At 68.5% G+C, this 16,263-nt stretch carries 18 protein-coding genes and 1 pseudogene; 7 read left to right on the forward strand and 12 right to left on the reverse strand.

What is annotated here, in order from left to right:
• Positions 1–2: 2 nt before the first annotated feature.
• From nuoK to ACFSZT_RS15205, 5 genes are read right to left on the reverse strand one after another with little or no spacing between them, the layout of a single operon-like run.
• Complete coding sequence (nuoK, locus tag ACFSZT_RS15185; RefSeq protein WP_377391704.1) at positions 3–308, reverse strand: NADH-quinone oxidoreductase subunit NuoK; 306 nt, start codon at positions 306–308, stop codon at positions 3–5.
• Positions 305–868 (reverse strand): NADH-quinone oxidoreductase subunit J, encoded by a 564-nt coding sequence (locus tag ACFSZT_RS15190; protein ID WP_377391701.1) that lies wholly within the window; start codon positions 866–868, stop codon positions 305–307. Before ACFSZT_RS15190 ends, nuoK begins: the two co-directional genes overlap by 4 nt.
• A 12-nt stretch (positions 869–880) precedes the next feature.
• Entirely contained in the window at positions 881–1,801 is a 921-nt protein-coding gene (locus tag ACFSZT_RS15195; protein WP_377391698.1) for a complex I subunit 1 family protein, read from the reverse strand.
• Positions 1,794–2,924 carry a hypothetical protein gene (locus tag ACFSZT_RS15200; protein ID WP_377391696.1) on the reverse strand — a complete coding sequence of 377 codons (1,131 nt, stop codon included), beginning with the start codon at positions 2,922–2,924 and terminating at the stop codon, positions 1,794–1,796. The genes ACFSZT_RS15195 and ACFSZT_RS15200 overlap by 8 nt, the downstream gene beginning before the upstream one ends.
• The gene (locus tag ACFSZT_RS15205; protein WP_377391693.1) at positions 2,915–3,262 is read right to left on the reverse strand and encodes an NADH-quinone oxidoreductase subunit A; all 348 of its coding nucleotides are present in this window, start codon (positions 3,260–3,262) and stop codon (positions 2,915–2,917) included. Before ACFSZT_RS15205 ends, ACFSZT_RS15200 begins: the two co-directional genes overlap by 10 nt.
• Before the next feature lie 264 nt (positions 3,263–3,526).
• Between ACFSZT_RS15205 and ACFSZT_RS15210 the strand changes: the two genes are divergently transcribed.
• Positions 3,527–3,727: a hypothetical protein gene (locus tag ACFSZT_RS15210; RefSeq protein WP_377391690.1), complete on the forward strand. Its 201-nt coding sequence runs from the start codon at positions 3,527–3,529 to the stop codon at positions 3,725–3,727.
• A gap of 16 nt (positions 3,728–3,743) precedes the next feature.
• On the opposite strand, the gene ACFSZT_RS15215 is transcribed toward ACFSZT_RS15210, so the two are convergent.
• The 4 genes and pseudogenes from ACFSZT_RS15215 to ACFSZT_RS15230 all read right to left on the reverse strand — a co-directional run bounded on the left by ACFSZT_RS15215 (position 3,744) and on the right by ACFSZT_RS15230 (position 7,606).
• Complete coding sequence (locus tag ACFSZT_RS15215; RefSeq protein WP_377391687.1) at positions 3,744–5,699, reverse strand: arabinofuranosyltransferase; 1,956 nt, start codon at positions 5,697–5,699, stop codon at positions 3,744–3,746.
• Positions 5,700–5,834: 135 nt separating this feature from the next.
• A pseudogene (locus tag ACFSZT_RS15220) lies at positions 5,835–5,912 on the reverse strand (phosphatase PAP2 family protein); the annotation flags it as partial.
• A gap of 336 nt (positions 5,913–6,248) precedes the next feature.
• The gene (locus tag ACFSZT_RS15225; RefSeq protein WP_377391684.1) at positions 6,249–7,409 is read right to left on the reverse strand and encodes an NAD(P)/FAD-dependent oxidoreductase; all 1,161 of its coding nucleotides are present in this window, start codon (positions 7,407–7,409) and stop codon (positions 6,249–6,251) included.
• On the reverse strand, positions 7,406–7,606 hold the full coding sequence (locus ACFSZT_RS15230; protein ID WP_377391681.1) for a ferredoxin: 201 nt from the start codon (positions 7,604–7,606) through the stop codon (positions 7,406–7,408). The genes ACFSZT_RS15225 and ACFSZT_RS15230 overlap by 4 nt, the downstream gene beginning before the upstream one ends.
• 129 nt (positions 7,607–7,735) lie before the next feature.
• Between ACFSZT_RS15230 and ACFSZT_RS15235 the strand changes: the two genes are divergently transcribed.
• The 5 genes from ACFSZT_RS15235 to ACFSZT_RS15255 all read left to right on the forward strand — a co-directional run bounded on the left by ACFSZT_RS15235 (position 7,736) and on the right by ACFSZT_RS15255 (position 12,874).
• Complete coding sequence (locus ACFSZT_RS15235; protein ID WP_377391678.1) at positions 7,736–8,017, forward strand: metal-sensitive transcriptional regulator; 282 nt, start codon at positions 7,736–7,738, stop codon at positions 8,015–8,017.
• An 18-nt stretch (positions 8,018–8,035) separates the two neighbouring features.
• A complete protein-coding gene (locus ACFSZT_RS15240) occupies positions 8,036–8,242 on the forward strand; it encodes a heavy-metal-associated domain-containing protein (RefSeq protein WP_377391675.1) in 207 nt (68 codons plus the stop codon).
• 37 nt (positions 8,243–8,279) lie between these two features.
• Entirely contained in the window at positions 8,280–9,179 is a 900-nt protein-coding gene (locus tag ACFSZT_RS15245; protein WP_377391672.1) for a hypothetical protein, read from the forward strand.
• A complete protein-coding gene (locus tag ACFSZT_RS15250; protein WP_377391669.1) occupies positions 9,176–11,509 on the forward strand; it encodes a heavy metal translocating P-type ATPase in 2,334 nt (777 codons plus the stop codon). Before ACFSZT_RS15245 ends, ACFSZT_RS15250 begins: the two co-directional genes overlap by 4 nt.
• Positions 11,510–12,019: 510 nt before the next feature.
• Positions 12,020–12,874, forward strand: coding sequence for a class I SAM-dependent methyltransferase (locus ACFSZT_RS15255; protein WP_377391666.1), 855 nt, complete (start codon positions 12,020–12,022; stop codon positions 12,872–12,874).
• A gap of 40 nt (positions 12,875–12,914) precedes the next feature.
• Here ACFSZT_RS15255 and ACFSZT_RS15260 read toward each other — a convergent pair whose 3' ends face one another.
• Both ACFSZT_RS15260 and ACFSZT_RS15265 read right to left on the reverse strand, forming a co-directional pair.
• A complete protein-coding gene (locus ACFSZT_RS15260; RefSeq protein ID WP_377391664.1) occupies positions 12,915–13,274 on the reverse strand; it encodes an STAS domain-containing protein in 360 nt (119 codons plus the stop codon).
• 711 nt (positions 13,275–13,985) lie between these two features.
• Positions 13,986–14,192, reverse strand: a complete 207-nt coding sequence (locus ACFSZT_RS15265; RefSeq protein ID WP_377391661.1) for a hypothetical protein — start codon at positions 14,190–14,192, stop codon at positions 13,986–13,988.
• A 301-nt stretch (positions 14,193–14,493) separates the two neighbouring features.
• Between ACFSZT_RS15265 and ACFSZT_RS15270 the strand changes: the two genes are divergently transcribed.
• Entirely contained in the window at positions 14,494–15,126 is a 633-nt protein-coding gene (locus ACFSZT_RS15270; protein WP_377391659.1) for a hypothetical protein, read from the forward strand.
• A 176-nt stretch (positions 15,127–15,302) separates the two neighbouring features.
• Here the strand turns inward: ACFSZT_RS15270 and ACFSZT_RS15275 are convergent, their stop codons facing one another.
• Positions 15,303–16,127: a F510_1955 family glycosylhydrolase gene (locus tag ACFSZT_RS15275; protein ID WP_377391656.1), complete on the reverse strand. Its 825-nt coding sequence runs from the start codon at positions 16,125–16,127 to the stop codon at positions 15,303–15,305.
• Positions 16,128–16,263 lie beyond the last annotated feature (136 nt).

The raw sequence follows: 16,263 nt of genomic DNA on the forward strand, positions 1-16,263 counted from the left end.
GGTCAGTCCTTCAGATCCGCGGCCATGTCGGTCATGTCCACGTCTCTGGCCCGGAATACCGCCGTCGTGACGGCGAACCCGGCCGCCATCTCGATAGCCATCGCGGTGATGGCCAGCACGACGACCACCTGCGCGTCAGGGCGATCGGGCGAGGTGAAGTACCAGAACGCCGCGCCGCCCACGATCACCGCGTTGATGATCAGCTCCAGGCCCATCATGATCATCACGATGGACTGCTGGGAGAGCGCCCCGTAGAGGCCGACGCTGAACAGTGCCGCCGCGAGCAGCAGATAGTCCTGCAGGCTCATCCGCCGATACCTCCCCGCACGGGGTCGTCGGGGCGGTCGCGGTCCAGCCGGTCGCCGTAGCGGTCGTAGCGGCCCCGGTGCGTGGCCAGGACGACGGTGGCGACGATCGTGGCGAACAAGGCGAGTCCGAGCACGATCATCATCAGCATCTTCGGCCCCATCAGCGCCTCACCCAGTTGCGTTGTCGGATCCTGAGGGCGCTGCGCGGACGACGTGGGCCAGTCGATCAGGTAGATCCCGGCCGCGAGCACCGCGAACGTGCCGATCGCGATCGCCAGCGAACCCTTCTGGTTGTGCACCATGGTCATCGGCATCAGACCGGCAGGGTTCATCATGTACATCAACATGAAGACCACCATGATGACCATCTCCATGATCATCATGAGGATGACCAGCACCCCGAGATACGTCAGGTCCGCCAGCAGCACTGTGCCGCCCGCGAAGAGGAAGGACGCCAGCAGCGCGAACGTCGCCCTGGCCATCGAGTCCACGCGGAAAACCGCGATGCCGGTGGTCACCGATCCGGCCGCACACAACCAGAACACGATCTCACGCCACATCGGGCACCTCCCTCAGATGACCACAATGGATACGAACAGCGCTTGCAACAGCGTCGCCGGGATCAGCACCATCCAGGAGATCTCTTCGAACCGCTCCATCCGGATCGTCGGCACCCGGCGGCCCGCCCACACCAGCGCCGCCAGCACGAGGGCGGTCTTCACCAGCGTCCACAGCCAGTCCGGCAGCAGTGGCCCCGAGCCGCCGCCGAGGAACAGCGGCACGGCCATCGCTGCCCCGGAGACCAAGAGGACCCATCGACCCGCGACAAACACGAGCCTGTCCACGCCGGACAACTCGGCCAAGACACCCCCGGCGACGTCACCGCTCACGGCGTGGTTGAACGGGCCGGCGAACGCCATCGCCAGCACCGAGAGCAGGTAGACCACGAACGCCACCGGCATCCACACGACGAACCACAGGTCTTGCTGGGCAGCGACGATATCGGCGACCCGTAGCGAACCGGCACCGAGCGCCGCCGTGGTCAGTACGAACATGTGCGGTAGCTCGTACGCCAGGCCTTGTGCGACGAACCGGTACCCGCCTACCAGGCCGAACGCTGAGTTGGCGCCCCACCCGGCTAGCCACACTGCTGCCCACGCGACGATCTCCATCGCGTTGAACCACACGACCCCGACCGACAGATCTCCGACGGCCCACTGCCCCAGGGGAGTGACCAGCGAGGCGAGTACCGCGGCCACCAGCAGCACGACGGCGGCGGCGCGCCACAGCAGCGTGTCGGCGGCTAGCGTGCGCCGACGCTGCTGCACCAGCAGCCTGGCCGCGGAGCGCAGCGGAGCGAGAGCCGCCGACCGCGGTGCGGCCACCCCGGCGGCCCGGGCGGCGAGGGTGGCGTCGAACGCCGCTGCGCCCACGGCGAACAACCCCAGAATCACCGGCAAAAGCAGCGCTCCCCAGGCGGTCGTCTCAACCATGATGAGCCTCGCGCCCGGTGAGCACGGCGGTGTCGAGATCCAGGCTCGCGACGATCAGCCGCGCCGTGGCCAGCTCGCAGCCCGCTAGCACTCGGGGGAGGAGATCGACGGCCCACGGCGTGCCGTCGGCCGCATCCGGGGATGCGGCCGACGCCCTGGGGTCGGCCACCGAGCCGACCCAACGGTAGAGACGGGTCAGCGCATCTCCCGAGAGTGCCCTCGGCGTGGACGGCTCGTCCGGTACCTGCCCGACCCCGGTGAGCAGCCACCGCAGCGTCCGGGACCGGCGCACCTGCCCGGCCCACTTCCGCAGGGGCCTGGCGATCTCGGCTCGCGGTGTCCCAGCCAGTACGTGGTCCCGCAGGCGTCGCGCGACAGCGGCGGCATCCGCCCAGCCCGCGACGGCGAGCAGACCTGCGCTCGCGTCGAACCTCCGGGCCGTCGGACCACGATGCCCGGAGCGCGGCCAGAACGAGTCCCGCCGCGCGTCGCCGACGCCAACCAGCTCGACCGCTGCCCGCTGAATGACATCGCCTTGCAGACTCGCCCGCACGACCAGCCCGGGCGGCCAGAGCGGCAGCACCGGGCCGAGCGGCACGGTCAGCTGGTCGAGTTTGAGCCCGTCCCGATCCTTGGCGCGGTCGGCCATCGGCACGTCACCCGGCAGCCGTATGCCGCCCATGTCATGTCCGTGCTGGCCGTGGTGCTCGTGACCGGAGGACATCGTGTCGTGCGAGTGCTGTCCGGCATGGCCGCCGTGCTCCGGTTCCTGCCCGTCAGCGGCGGGCAGCGTCCCGGCCGCCTGCTTGCGCTGGTGGCCGGCGTCGTGGAGGGCACGGACCGCGACATCGAGCTCCCGTCGCGCGTCCTCCGCCGCGGGCACATCCACCCGCGTTCGCGGTGCCGGGATGAGACCCCATATCCGTTCGACAAAGGGTTCGAGCGCGTGCCCGGAGGCACCCGCGACGACGAGCATGTTCGCCTCGGCCGGACTGAGCGCCGTGGCCCATCCGCGTTCCCTCACATGGCGTTCGACGGCGAGCCGTGCCTCGGTGCCGCCGGGCACGGTGACGACGAGAGCCCGGGGCGGGGTATGGCGCAGCAGCCATGTGCTCAGGTCCACCGCAGCGCCCCTTCCCGCCAGGCATACGTCACACCGGCGAAGAGAATTCCCAGAAAAAGGAACATCTCCACCACCGCGGTCATGCCTTCCTCGGCCACGACGAGCGTCCACGGGTACATGAACACCATCTCCATGTCGAACGCCAGGAAGATCATCGTCAGCGTGTACCAGCGGACGTGATACCGCGACACGGCATGCTCGGCCGGCCCGTGCCCGGACAGGAACGGCCGCGCGTCGCCCAGCGTTCTTCCCAGCCGGACGAGGAAGGCGACACCGTAGAGGCCTGCGATGACGGCGACTACCAGCACGCCCAGGAGAAAGGCATTGCCGACGTTCACCGCGACTTGCACCTCCTGTGCTCGGCTGATCGAGGAACCCCGCTGTCTACTACCCGTGATCGAAGATCGTATGCGTGGCGTGGCGGCCCTGCCACTCGTGTAGTATGCCACTACGAGGTATGGGTAACGCTAACATGGCTGCCTGCCGGCGCGCGCGTTGGCAGCGCCGGCAGCAGTCGATCGTGGTGATGTGGCCACACAACCTGCCGGAGTCACGCCCGTTGCGATCCCACCGCATAGACGCCGAGGCGTTGTGCCGGCTGTTTGACGGGCATCGGCATCGACGACATCAACATCTTCAACGCCCGGCTCAAGGAATGGCAGGACTACAGCTACCACCGCCCGCACGGTGGCTCGACGGCCAGACACACTATGAGACACCTCGCCAGCAGATCCGGGCTGAGGCACCAAGTGCAGGCGATCATCGTCAGCCGCACACCGGGTTCCATCCCGGCGCAACGCTGACGAGCCTCCGCACGCCTCAGTTCACCGCGATCACGGCGAACGGGCCGACGTCGCGGCGCTCGAACCGCGGCGAGTCGAACAGTTTGGGATCGAACTTGACCGGCCTCCCGGCCACCGGGATCTTCTTCGGGAAGGTGTCGTAGCGGATGGTGTAGGTGAGCGTGCCGTCGTCGGCGCGGCGCAGCACGAGCATCGTGGGCGCCTCGAACGGCCCGTCGTGCATCTGTTCCAGCAGGCTCGCCGGGCTGGTGGCGTGGCCCCACGTCTCGATCTCCGCTGAGCGGTCGTCGTAGCGCGCGAGCGGGTTGGCGTAGTGCGGGGTCATCTGGAAGCCCCAGTACGGCCGGAACGACATCAGCTCGATGTTGTCGGAGAGCACGATCTCGTCGGTGGGCTTACCGCCGCCGAGGTCGTCGATCGCGGTGATCAGCCTGCCCGTCCAGGCGCCTTCCTGCGCAGGGTCGCGGTCGCCGGACGGGGTGAACCCGGTCGGATAGTAGTCGGTCTCCGCGCGCTGGATGACCTTCGCGAGAGACGACCGGATGCCGTCCTGCACGAGCGTCACCGAACCGAGCACCGCGAACACCACGGACAGCGCGAGCACGGGACGCTGCCAGTGCGCCCGCCGCGCCCGCAGGTAGCGCAGCAGTTCGAGGGAACCGAAGATACCGGCGACGGCGAGCACGAGCTTGATCGTCGCGAGGAACCGGAACGACAGCAGGGTCGTGTTCATGGCCAGCGCGAGCGTGGACAGCCCGAACCACACGTACACCAGCGCGGTGCAGGTCAGCAGCACGAACGCGATGCGGTCCCTGCGCACCCGCAGCACGGCCCAGACCAGGCCGATCAGGCACAGCACGCCCAGTGCGTTGTCCGGAACGAACGGCATCGGGAAGTAGGCGCTGCCCGAGGGCAGGAACCGCGGGACGGCGTTGTCCTTGCCGAGGCCGCCGTTCAGGATGAATGGCGCCCACACGATCGCCGCCAGCACCGCCGAGATCGCGCCGACGAGCACGAGCCGTAGCAGCAGCCTGCGCACGACGGTGCCCGCGCGCTCCCCCTCCCTGACCGCCAGCACCCCCGCCATGGCGGCGAACAGCACCACGAGCAGCGCGCTGAAGCCCAGGTGCAGCGTGTAGGTGACGGCACACACGCCGAGGTACAGCCCGATCAGCACGAGCGGCCACACCGGGCCCCGGCTCCTGCGGCACAGCACGGTCCACGCGAGGATCGCGATCGGCGGCAGCCAGGCCGTCGTCGGCCACGCGTAAGGCTCCTCGACGCCGGACGAGACCACCCCGACGAGCAGCGTGACCATGGCCGCGAGCAGCGCGAGCCTGCGGCGCACCACGAGGCTCCACAGCACGAACGCGATCGTCGCGGAAAGCGCCGCCCACATGATCGAGTACGGCTTGTAGGTCTCCCAGCCCTGCAAGCCCACGAGGTTCGCGAAGCGCCCGCCGAGCCAGAACCAGCCGCCAGGGTAGTAGGCGGCGATGCCGTGGTAGTTGATGTCGGACAGGGCGGCCGTCGAGGCCATCCGCTCCATGTACTGGAGGCGGAAGGTGTTGTCGAGGGACACGCCGCCCAGGAAGAACCGCGTTGTGTGCAGCGGGATCGCCAGCACGAGCGTGGCGAGCCCTGACAGCAGCGCCCAGGACCCCGCCAGCGTCACCCACAGCGGCCACCTGCTGGCGATGCCGAGTCCCAGCAGGCCGAACGTCACGACGGCGATCACCGCGGTGACGAGCGCCATCATCGCCACCGGAACGTTGGTGCCCGGCAGCAGCGTCGGCATCCGGTTCACGCCGAGCTGGAGGACAAGGCTCAGCACGACGGCGAAGACGCCAGCGATCAGCAGTTCGGCCAACAGGCGGCCGGGCCCGAGCAACGGTGGCAGCGACCGGCCGTGGCGCGGCCCTTGTTCGTCGGTGCTCTCGAAGGGTTGGGCCACGGGAAGGGATTTCGTCATGGCTCCGCAGGGAGTGTCAGAGGGATTAGGAGAACACGAGCGTGATCACCCAAGGGGCGCCGAGGACCTGGAGCACGCGGTCCCGTAGCGCGATCTCCCCGCCGGCTCGCCCTCGTTCCCACTGACGGCGCCGCCCAGCCTGGAGGCCAGCATCGGCGGCACGAGTGCGGGCACGAGGTTGTGACCCGTCAATCTGGAGTAGGGCAGCGCACTGCAAGCGCCATCAACATCGACTCCATGTCTTCCTCCAATGGTGGGCCCGGTCACTTCTACTATCTCTATTCGTAGATGTTAGCACTGTTCGACGTAGCGCCCTTCAGCTGCCATACACCAGGAGGGTATTGGGGGTCCGGTGGGATCAGTCGGGTTTGTTGCACCGCGAGTTGCCGGACACGGCTACCGTGGCTGGGACGGACGCCAGGCGGCCGCGGCGTTCGCCGCTGGCTTGCAGCAAGGGCAGCAGGGTCCGGCAACACGATCGCACCGCAGCCTCGGCAGATACCAGCCAACGGCCGACCCGGGCGTCTCGGCGCGCTCTCCACAGTTCTGTCATGCCGCAGCCCTCTGACAGAGTTCTCGGCGCAGCATGGGCAGTCGCTGGGGCCAGTTCACGGCCACCGCGCCGGTGAGCACGCCGCCGGCGCGATAGCCCACACAGAAACCGCGTGGACCGGCCTCCGGTTCGGACTCGACACCCTTTGGCAACCCGATGACCTGCACCCGGTGCTCGTACACATCGGTCCAGAACACCGGCGGAACGTCGGCCGGAAGGTTCTGGCCCATCAAGGCCGCGGCCGCGCGGTGCGCGTCCGTCGTCGCCCCCGCCCAGTGCTCCCAGCGCACCGCTTCGCCGTCCGCCCACCGGGTCGGTGTCCGCGCGAGGTCGCCGACAGCCACCACGTTCGGCAAGGCCGTGCCGCCCGTGGTCACCGCGCGCTGTGCCGCGTCGGTCAGGACGCCGTCGGTGATGTCCAACCCGGAGCCGTCGAGCCATTCGGTGTTGGGCCTCGCGCCCAGCCCGGTCACCACGGCGTCCGCGATCAGCTTGTCGCCGGTGCCGAGGAGAACGTGCAGGCGTGCCTCTGCCTTCTCGATGGCGACCACCGGGTCACCGAGACGGAGCTCGATGCCGTGCGCGCGATGCTGCTCCCACAGCCACCGCGCGACGTGCGGCCCGAGCGCCGTAGCCAGCGGGCTCGGACTGACGTCGACGACCGTCACGTGCCACTGTCGCGACCGGGCGGCGACGGCGACCTCCGATCCGACAAAACCTGCTCCGACGATCACCACACGCCCTGGCGTTCCGTGCAGCACGGATCGCAGCCACTCCGCGTCCTCGGCTGTGCGCAGCGCCATGCCACGGATCGGGCCCGGCAGGTGCCGCGCCCGGACACCCGTGGCGAGGACGACGGCGTCGAACGCGACCCGCCGATCGTCGTCGAGCTCCACGTACCCGCCCGTCACATCCAAGCCGGTCGCCGTGACACCGAGTTGCCAGCGCACGTCTGCCGTGGTGGGCAACGGGGCGCCCACGCCGTCCGGGTTGCGGAGTGCCTCCTTGGACAGCGGCGGGCGGGCATAGGTATAGCGGGCTTCCGCGCTGACGCCGAGCAGGTCGCCGCTGAACCCACGGCTGCGAAGTGCCTCCGCGGTCCGCAAGCCCGCGAAACCACCGCCGACGATCACAGTCCGCTCGCTCGCGCGAATCATGCCTGGCCATCCTCGAGGGCCTGGATGGCTCGCACGGGGCACTCCTGGGCGGCGCGGACCACGTTGTCCCGCTCGGCGTCGTCAGGCTCGGCGACGAACTGTGTGTAACCGTTGTCGTCGATCCAGAAGATCTCCGGAGCGGTCAACGCGCACAGGCCGTGTCCCTCGCACTTGTCGAAGTCGATGGTGACTCGCATCGCTAATCCTCTCATTGACTGCCTTACCCCCCTACGGTATACATGGCGATGTCGGCGGGTCCAGACGCTCCACCTTTGAATACGGGTAAGGGGTAAAGTGGGCTCATCGACGCAGGTAAGGAGATAACAATGCGGGGATACACCGGTGACAAGGATGGCTACCTCAAGCGGCTGCGCCGTATCGAGGGGCAGATCCGGGGCTTGCAGCGGATGGTCGAGAGCGATGAGTACTGCATCGACATCCTGACGCAGATCGCAGCGGCGACCAAGGCGCTGCAGGCGGTGTCCCTGGGGCTGATGGACGAACACCTCAAGCACTGTGTGGCCGAGGCGATCGCCGAGGGCGGCGAGGCAGCGGACGCGAAGGTGCGCGAGGCCAGCGACGCCATCGCCCGGCTCGTCCGTTCTTGACGCAGGAAGGGAAGACAGATGGCTCAGCAGACCTACACCGTGACCGGCATGACGTGCGAGCACTGCGTGCGTTCGGTGAGCGAGGAGGTCGGCGCCATTGACGGGGTGACCGACGTGGCCGTCGACCTGCCCACGGGCGAGGTCGTCGTGACCAGCGACAAGGAGCTGGGCATGGACGACGTGCGCGCCGCCGTCGAAGAGGCCGGATACCAGCTGACCGCCTGACGCGGGCAGCGCAGCAGACAGGGCAGACAGGATTGTCATGAACACTGCAGGGAAGCTCTCCGCCTACGGTGTCGCCCTCGCCCTCGTCGCCGGTGGCGCGTGGGCGATCGGCACCGCTGTCGGTCCCCTCACCAGCGAAGCTGGTACGCACGGCACGGAGGACGCCGGGCACGGGGACAGCAACAGCGGCACCGTCGCGGAGAGCGCGCAACCCGACCAGCCCGGCGGGCTGGCGTCGTCCAGGGGCGGCTATACCCTCACGCCCACCAGCACGACGCTGACCCCCGGGGAGACCGAAGAATTCTCCTTCCGCATCCTCGGAGCTGACGGCGAGCCGGTGACCCGGTTCGACGTCGAGCGGTCCAAGCGCATGCACTTGATCGTCGTCCGCCGCGACGGCGCCGGTTACCAGCACGTGCACCCCGAGATGGGTGCCGGCGGCAGGTGGAGGGTCCCGCTCGTCCTCGAACGGCCGGGCAGTTACCGGGCGTTCGCAGACTTCGACCCGGGCGGCGGCGAGCCGACGACCCTCGGCGTCGACCTGGCCGTACCGGGCGAATTCCTGCCGGCCACCTACGAGCCGTCGCGGGTGTCAACCGTGGACGGCTACCAGGTGCGCCTCGACGGCGACCTGGTGCCCGGCCAGACCTCAGAGCTGACCCTCACGGTCGGCAAGGACGGCCGCGCGGTCACCGACCTGCAGCCCTACCTCGGTGCCTACGGGCATGTGGTCGCGCTGCGCCAGGGAGATCTGGCCTACCTGCACGTGCACCCCGATGGAGCACCGGGTGACGGCAGGACGCGGCCAGGACCTGAGGTCACGTTCTTCGTCGAGGTCCCTTCGGCCGGTACCTACCGGCTGTTCCTGGATTTCCAGCACGAGGGCAAGGTCCGCACCGCCGAGTTCACCGCCGCGGCCGAAGGAGCAGCACGATGACGTCCGACGTGAGGGAATCGCGGCCCGCGGCCGGGCGGGAGATCGAGCTGGCGATCAGCGGCATGACGTGCGCCTCCTGCGCGATGCGGATCGAGCGGAAGCTGAACAAGCTCGACGGGGTCACGGCCACGGTCAACTACGCCACCGAGAAGGCCAAGGTCACCTACGGCGACGGGGTAGAGCCGGAGCAGCTTGTCAACCAGGTGGAGGCCGCGGGCTACTCCGCCGTCCTGCCACGGCCGGCGACGGCCACAGCAGAGGCGGAGGCGGACTCCGGCGAGGAGGACTCCACGCGTCCTCTGCGGCAGCGGCTGATCGGGTCGCTCGTGCTGTCGGTGCCGGTGGTCCTGCTGGCGATGGTCCCGGCGCTGCAGTTCACCTACTGGCAGTGGATCTCGCTCACCCTCGCCGCGCCGGTCGTCGTGTGGGCGGGCTGGCCGTTCCACAGGGCGGCGTGGGCCAATCTGCGTCACGGTGCGGCGACGATGGACACCCTCATCTCGATGGGCACGCTCGCGGCGTTCTTGTGGTCGCTGTACGCGCTGCTGTTCGGCAGCGCGGGCGAGCCGGGTATGACTCATCCGTTCGAGCTGACCATCCAGCGCATGAGCGGCGACGCCAACATCTACCTCGAAGTGGCCGCCGCGGTGACCACGTTCATCCTGGCCGGGCGGTATTTCGAGGCCCGCTCGAAGCGGCGCGCGGGCGCGGCGCTTCGAGCGCTGCTGGAGCTGGGCGCCAAGGACGTCGCGGTGCTGCGGGGCGGCAGCGAGGAGCGCATCCCCACCGGCCAACTGGCGGTCGGTGACCGGTTCGTCGTCCGGCCGGGGGAGAAGATCGCCACCGACGGGGTCATCGAGGAGGGCAGCTCGGCGGTCGACGCGAGCATGCTCACCGGCGAGTCCGTGCCGGTCGAGGTCGCCCCCGGCGACAGCGTCGTCGGGGCCACCGTGAACTCGGGCGGCCGCCTGGTCGTGCGCGCTACCCGGATCGGGTCGGACACGCAGCTGGCGCAAATGGCGAAACTGGTCGAGCAGGCGCAGACGGGCAAGGCGGCCGTGCAGCGGCTGGCCGACCGGATCTCGGCGGTGTTTGTGCCGATCGTGATCGCGCTGGCCGTGGGCACGCTGGCGTTCTGGCTGGGCGCGGGTGGCGCGGTGTCCGCGGCCTTCACGGCGGCCGTGGCGGTGCTGATCATCGCCTGCCCGTGCGCGCTGGGCTTGGCCACACCCACGGCGCTGCTGGTGGGCACCGGCAGGGGAGCGCAGCTGGGCATCCTGATCAAGGGGCCTGAGGTGCTGGAGTCTACCCGCCGCATCGACACGATCGTGCTGGACAAGACCGGCACCGTCACGACCGGCAAGATGGCGCTGGTCGACGTGCACGTCGCCGACGGCGTCGGTCAGGAGGAGGCGCTGCGGCTGGCCGGTGCCCTGGAGAACGCCTCCGAGCACCCGATCGCGCAGGCGATCGCCCGCGGTGCCGAGGAGCGCGTGGGCTCGCTGCCTGCCGTCGACGACTTCACCAACATCGAGGGCCTCGGCGTGCAGGGCGTCGTCGACGGCCGGGCCGTGCTCGTCGGGCGCACGGCCCTGCTCGAGGAATGGAGCCAGCACCTGCCGCCTGCGCTCGCGGAGGCCAAGGCCGCCGCGGAGAGGCAAGGCAAGACCGCCGTGGCCGTCGGGTGGGACGGGCGGGCCCGCGCCGTACTGGTGGTGGCCGACACGGTGAAATCCACCTCGGCGGAGGCCATCGGGCAGCTGCGCGGGCTCGGGCTCACGCCGGTGTTGCTGACCGGGGACAACGAGGCCGTCGCCAAGGCGGTCGCCGCCGAGGTGGGCATCGAGCAGGTGATCGCCGAGGTGCTGCCCAAGGACAAAGTGGACGTCGTCAAGCGCCTGCAGGGCGAGGGCAAGGTCGTGGCCATGGTCGGCGACGGCATCAACGACGCCGCCGCGCTCGCGCAGGCCGACCTCGGCCTTGCGATGGGCACCGGTACCGACGTCGCCATCGAGGCCAGCGACCTCACACTGGTGCGTGGCGATCTCCGGGTGGCCGCGGACGCCATCAGGCTGGCCCGCCGCACCCTGGGCACCATCAAGGGCAACCTGTTCTGGGCCTTCGCCTACAACGTGGCCGCCCTGCCCCTGGCCGCCGCCGGCCTGCTCAACCCGATGATCGCCGGCGCGGCCATGGCGTTCAGCTCGGTGTTCGTCGTCAGCAACAGCCTCCGCCTCCGGAGGTTCCGCAGCACGACGACAGACGCCACGTCTCCCGAGCGCGACAGCAACGGTGCCGTCGCCGTGAAGGAGCCTGTGGCAGCGCGGTGAGTTCCCGGCAGATGTGCCCGCCGGCCGACCGCCGGCGGGCACATCCGCATTCGCACCGGGGTCGTACAGCGACCGCGAACACATCTACGATAGTCCTTAGTAGGAAATCGGCTGCCAGGAAAATACCCCTACGGTGAAGATGTTGAACAGCCTGTTGTCCGAGTAGGTCTGCGCACGTACGGATACGTCGCCAACATAGCCGGGGTGGAAACCGTGGCAGACCGAATGGACTTCCGCCAGGCAGTCATCGTCTGGGCTCTCGTCATCGCACTGGCGGCGCTTAGCGCGACAGCCACTGGGAACAGCGGGCGGTCGACGTCTTCGCTGGTCACCGGTCGTGAGTGTTTAGCAGGGTTAGAACCCGGCTCTTCACTCACGACCTCATCGCGACGGTTGTCGCAGCGCGTGTGCAACCAGGCCAATGTGCTTGTAACGCCGACACGGCGTGGCCCGACTACCTACTATCACACATAGTGCTATTCACTATAGTAGGTCCTGACGGAGGTAGATGTGCCACGCTCTGGTGTCAGACGCTCCGACCGAGCGGCGCTCTCGCCCCGTGCGCAGGCCGTTGCCGCCCAGTACTGCGATGCCGCCGACGCCGCAGGTTATGCGGCCGCATACGACGGATGGGGACCTTCTGCCCGCTACTTCCAGTCCCGGCTCCACGCCGTACAGGAGGTGCTCCGCGCCTGCCCGGGCGGCGACCTCCTCGACGCGGGCTGTGGCCCGGGCATGTTCGTTCGCCAGGTGTTGGGTACCCGCCCCGGCGACTTCCGCATCACCGCGTGTGACCAGTCGCAGGCCATGGTGGACGCTGCTGCTGCCACCATCAAGGACGCGGGCGATGCCGAGCTCGCCGTGGCGCGCATCGAGGACCTGCCGTTTCCCGATGGGAGATTCGACGTCGCCCTCGCCATGGGAGTACTGGAGTACACGGACGCGTCTTGCGCGCTGCGCGAGCTGGCCCGCGTCGTTCGCCCTGGCGGTCTCGTCATCGTGACGATGCTCAACCCGCTGAGCCCGTACCGGCTTTTCGAATGGGTGGTCTACTGGCCGATGGTCCGCTTGCTCGGCCGAGTGGAGCGGCTACTGGGTGTTCCGATGGGCCGTCGGCACGGAGCGCGGCGGTCCGGAATCCGTGCGATTCCACAGGCTCGGTTGCGTCGGCTGATGCACGACGCGGGGCTGTGGACTCAGGAGGTGGTCAATTACGACCTCACGCCACTGCTGCCCCCGCTTGACAAGGTTCTGCGGCGGTGGACCCGGCAGTGGCGAGACCGGCCCGAAAAGACGGTCAGCCGCGGAGCTCGCGGGTGGATGGGGACCGCCTACCTCGTGGCCGCTCGACGGGCTCCTGGCTGACCAGGTCCCCTATCCTTCAGTCGCGGCACCGTCGGCACACTCACCAGCCCTGACCTTCGGTGGCAAGCGCCTCATCGATAGTCCTCACGATGTTCAACCGCATATCGAGCTCAGCCGCTTCGATGGGTCTGCAGACCGCACGGCTGGGCGCGACGACGTGCAGGGAACAGCCACGACTCTCACACTGCTCGTGGAGGCGCACCAGCAAGTTCAGCCCGGCCGCGCCGAAGAAAGTCACGTGGGTGAGATCAACGACGACCGGCCCACCGGCATGTGAACAATCGATGCCGAGCCGGTGGTCAAGCTCGTCGATATTGTGCGAGTCCACTTCACCCGTTACCCGCTCGACAGTCACAGTGCCAACCTGCGTGTCATGCAGGTGGAGTGTCTCGACGCCCACGCATTCTCTCCTCTTGGCGGTCGCGCACCCACGGCTGAAAGACGAACGGTGTACCGAGCGAGAGAACCGAACACAATACCAACTATTGTTGATCGTAGTCAACAGCGCTTTTCGTGATCAGGCCCGTTGTGCCCAGCGTGAGGCCTGCATGACCACTCGACCAACGGGCGTGGATACACGGCTGCTTTCAACGCGCCTTGATGGCAATAGGGAGGGTAGTAGCGGTGGCCGTGCTGAGTGCCGCGATTGTCAGTGTGCCCACGGACGTAATCGACACGCATTACTGTAAAACCTGTGCGGCGACCGCTTCCGGGGTTGCGGCCACGCCGAGGACAACGCCGTGGCCACGGTTCGCCACCCCACGCAGTGCTTGCGCTGCAACGCCCGACCGGACAACCCCGCACGAGCATCCCGGCGGATCGCCGCGTACAGCTCAACCTTCGACGTAGACGGCATCGGTGCTCCCTCAGCCTGAGCACACCGATCCTCCCACCGCAACCACCACGTGACGTCACTATTCGCCGACATCCACCCGGCGACCACCGACGTGCTGTCGCCATTGACGAACAATCGACGTCGCTTCACACCGTCACAGCCACTGGAGTATGTACCATCCTCGGGGACGACGAAGCCGACGGAACACGAAAGATGCACGAAGCTACGACGAGCCGAGCATGCTTCGCCTTCCGGCACTGTTCACGCGGCACCTGCTCAGCTCTGCTCGTCGTCGCAACAGCCATCCTGGTCGTTCACCTGCTGGGCGCGCACGCTGGTAAGCGCGCAGCCCGTGCTGCGGGCATGTCGGCACCGCCGTCCACACAGGCCGTAGCCGCCGCGATGCCGGGTCACCATGCAGACGATGCGCCGTGCGCGCTGGATGACGGCATCTCTGAAGCCGCGATGCCGCACAGCCAGCACTCCCTGAAGCATGGGTCGTGCGGCTACCTCTGCTCACGTCAGGGTGGCCATGGCGTTGCGTCGCATCTCGTGGGGTCATCGGGTGTCGCCCCGCGTGCTCGCCCCGCGTCGATCACCGCTGCCACCGCCTGTCCGGTCGGGGAGCGCGCGCCGCCCGATCCCGTACGGGAGCTCCAGGTCATCCGGATCTGATCCACCGCATCGGCTCGCGCCAACGCGAGCCGACGACGCATGTCCGCGCATGACCTCTCCGGACGGGTACAACGCTCGTGCGGAGTTCGAGCACAAGGGAAATTCAGCTATGCAACTCAAGACCGACACCCGGCTGGCAACGATCATCGCCGCTCTCGCCTCGGTCGGAGCCGGCTCGATCCACCTCGCCGTCACCCCCGATCACTGGCGGGAGTGGGCGCCGTCCGGGCTGTTCTTCATCGGCATCGCACTCTTCCAGCTCCTCTGGGCCGGCCTCGTCCTGCGGTTCCCGCGCTCCGCCTGGATCACCGTGGGGATCGCGGCGAACCTCGCCTCGATGATGCTGTGGGGGGCCAGTCGCCTGTGGGGTATCCCCATGGGGCCGAACGCCGGAGTCCCGGAGGAGGTCGGCATCCCCGGGGTGCTGACGACTCTGTTGGAGGCCGTGGTCGTCGGCAGCGCCACGTGGTCTCTGCGTGCTCGGAAACGGGCGACGGTGTTTTCCACCAGGAGCTACCGCTTGGCGCTCGGCGGAGCCGCCGTCTTCGTCGTGGCGCTGATGGCGCCCGGCGTTGTCACCGGACTCGATCACGAGCATGATGGCCCAGAGCATGGAGGCGCCGGCCACGAGCACGACTCCACCACGACGCCGCCGAACGAGCCCGCTCCCGCGACCCCGACGCCGAATGCACCGCCGTCGACCACGTCTCATGGATCTCCAGGGCACTCCCACGGATCGTGAGGCCCGACCTGGCCAGCGGCGGGAGAGCTATGCCGGCTTGAGAAGCCGACCGGGCTGATCCGGCGGGGTGAAGGCGGCGAGCAGCGTCGCACTGATCACCCCGTCGGCATCCCTCGCGCGCACGGCGCGGACGCGGTCCACGCGCGACAGGAAGTGCCCGTAGAACGTGAGGCTGGTCAGGCAAGCGGCTGGCGCAGAGTGAAGGTCCGCCCGCCATCGTCGGATGCGTGAATGCCGGTCTCGGTGGCGACGTAGATCTCGGAGGGGCCGTTCGTGGCGAGAGCCTGCGGCGCGCCGGAGACTCGGCCGCGTGCGGTCCATGACTGCCCGCCGTTGTCGCTGGTGTGAACCGCGCCGTTCGGATCGACGCCGACCAGGGTGTTCTCAGCTGGCCAGTCGAGCAGCAGCAGGACGGGAGCGCCAGGCATGGCCGTGAATGTTCGTCCGCCGTCGGTGCTTCGCGCTGGCCCGTCCTGTGTCGTGGCCAGCAGCACGTTCGCGTCCGCAGGATGAACAGTGAAGTCGGCGAGGGCGAGGCTTGCGCGTCGATCCCAGTCTCGCCGGTTGGCGGTGACCATCAGCCGCTGAGTCTGGCTGTCGTAGCCGTACACCAAGTCGTGCTTGGCCTCGAGGGCGTGGAAGTCGGCTTCACCCTCGAGGGAGAGGGAGCGCCACGTTTGCCCTGCGTCGGTGCTCTCGATGAGGCCGAGGTGGTCGGGCAGGTTCTCGTTCGGGCCGGGGTGGCCGCTGCCGAGGAAATGCCGTGGGCCGACGATCGTGAAGCCCATCGTGTCCTGCTGCCGATCCGCGACCCGCTCCGGTCCGCCATTCTCGGGAAGGCGGAATACGCCGTGGTGGGTCGCGGCATACAGCGTGCCGTCGGCGGGATCGACGCCGAGGCCGTGCACGTGCGCCAGCCCGGGTTCCGCGTCGGTTTGCGTGTCGGCGGCCGGCTGCTCGGCTTGCCCGCAGGCCGCGAGGGTGGCAGCGCCGATCACCACGAGAATGGCGCTGCGGAGCGTCTGGCGCGTCCTGACTCGGCGTGACCCCCTGCCGGCCCTTCGACTCACAGCCGCTGCTCCTCTCTCGTGGTATGCCGATCGCGCTGGCAACGATATGTGATAGTAGTTTTCCCTC

The sequence above is a fragment of the Prauserella oleivorans genome (assembly GCF_042685745.1).
In the GTDB taxonomy this organism is placed as follows: Bacteria; Actinomycetota; Actinomycetes; order Mycobacteriales; family Pseudonocardiaceae; genus Prauserella_A; species Prauserella_A oleivorans.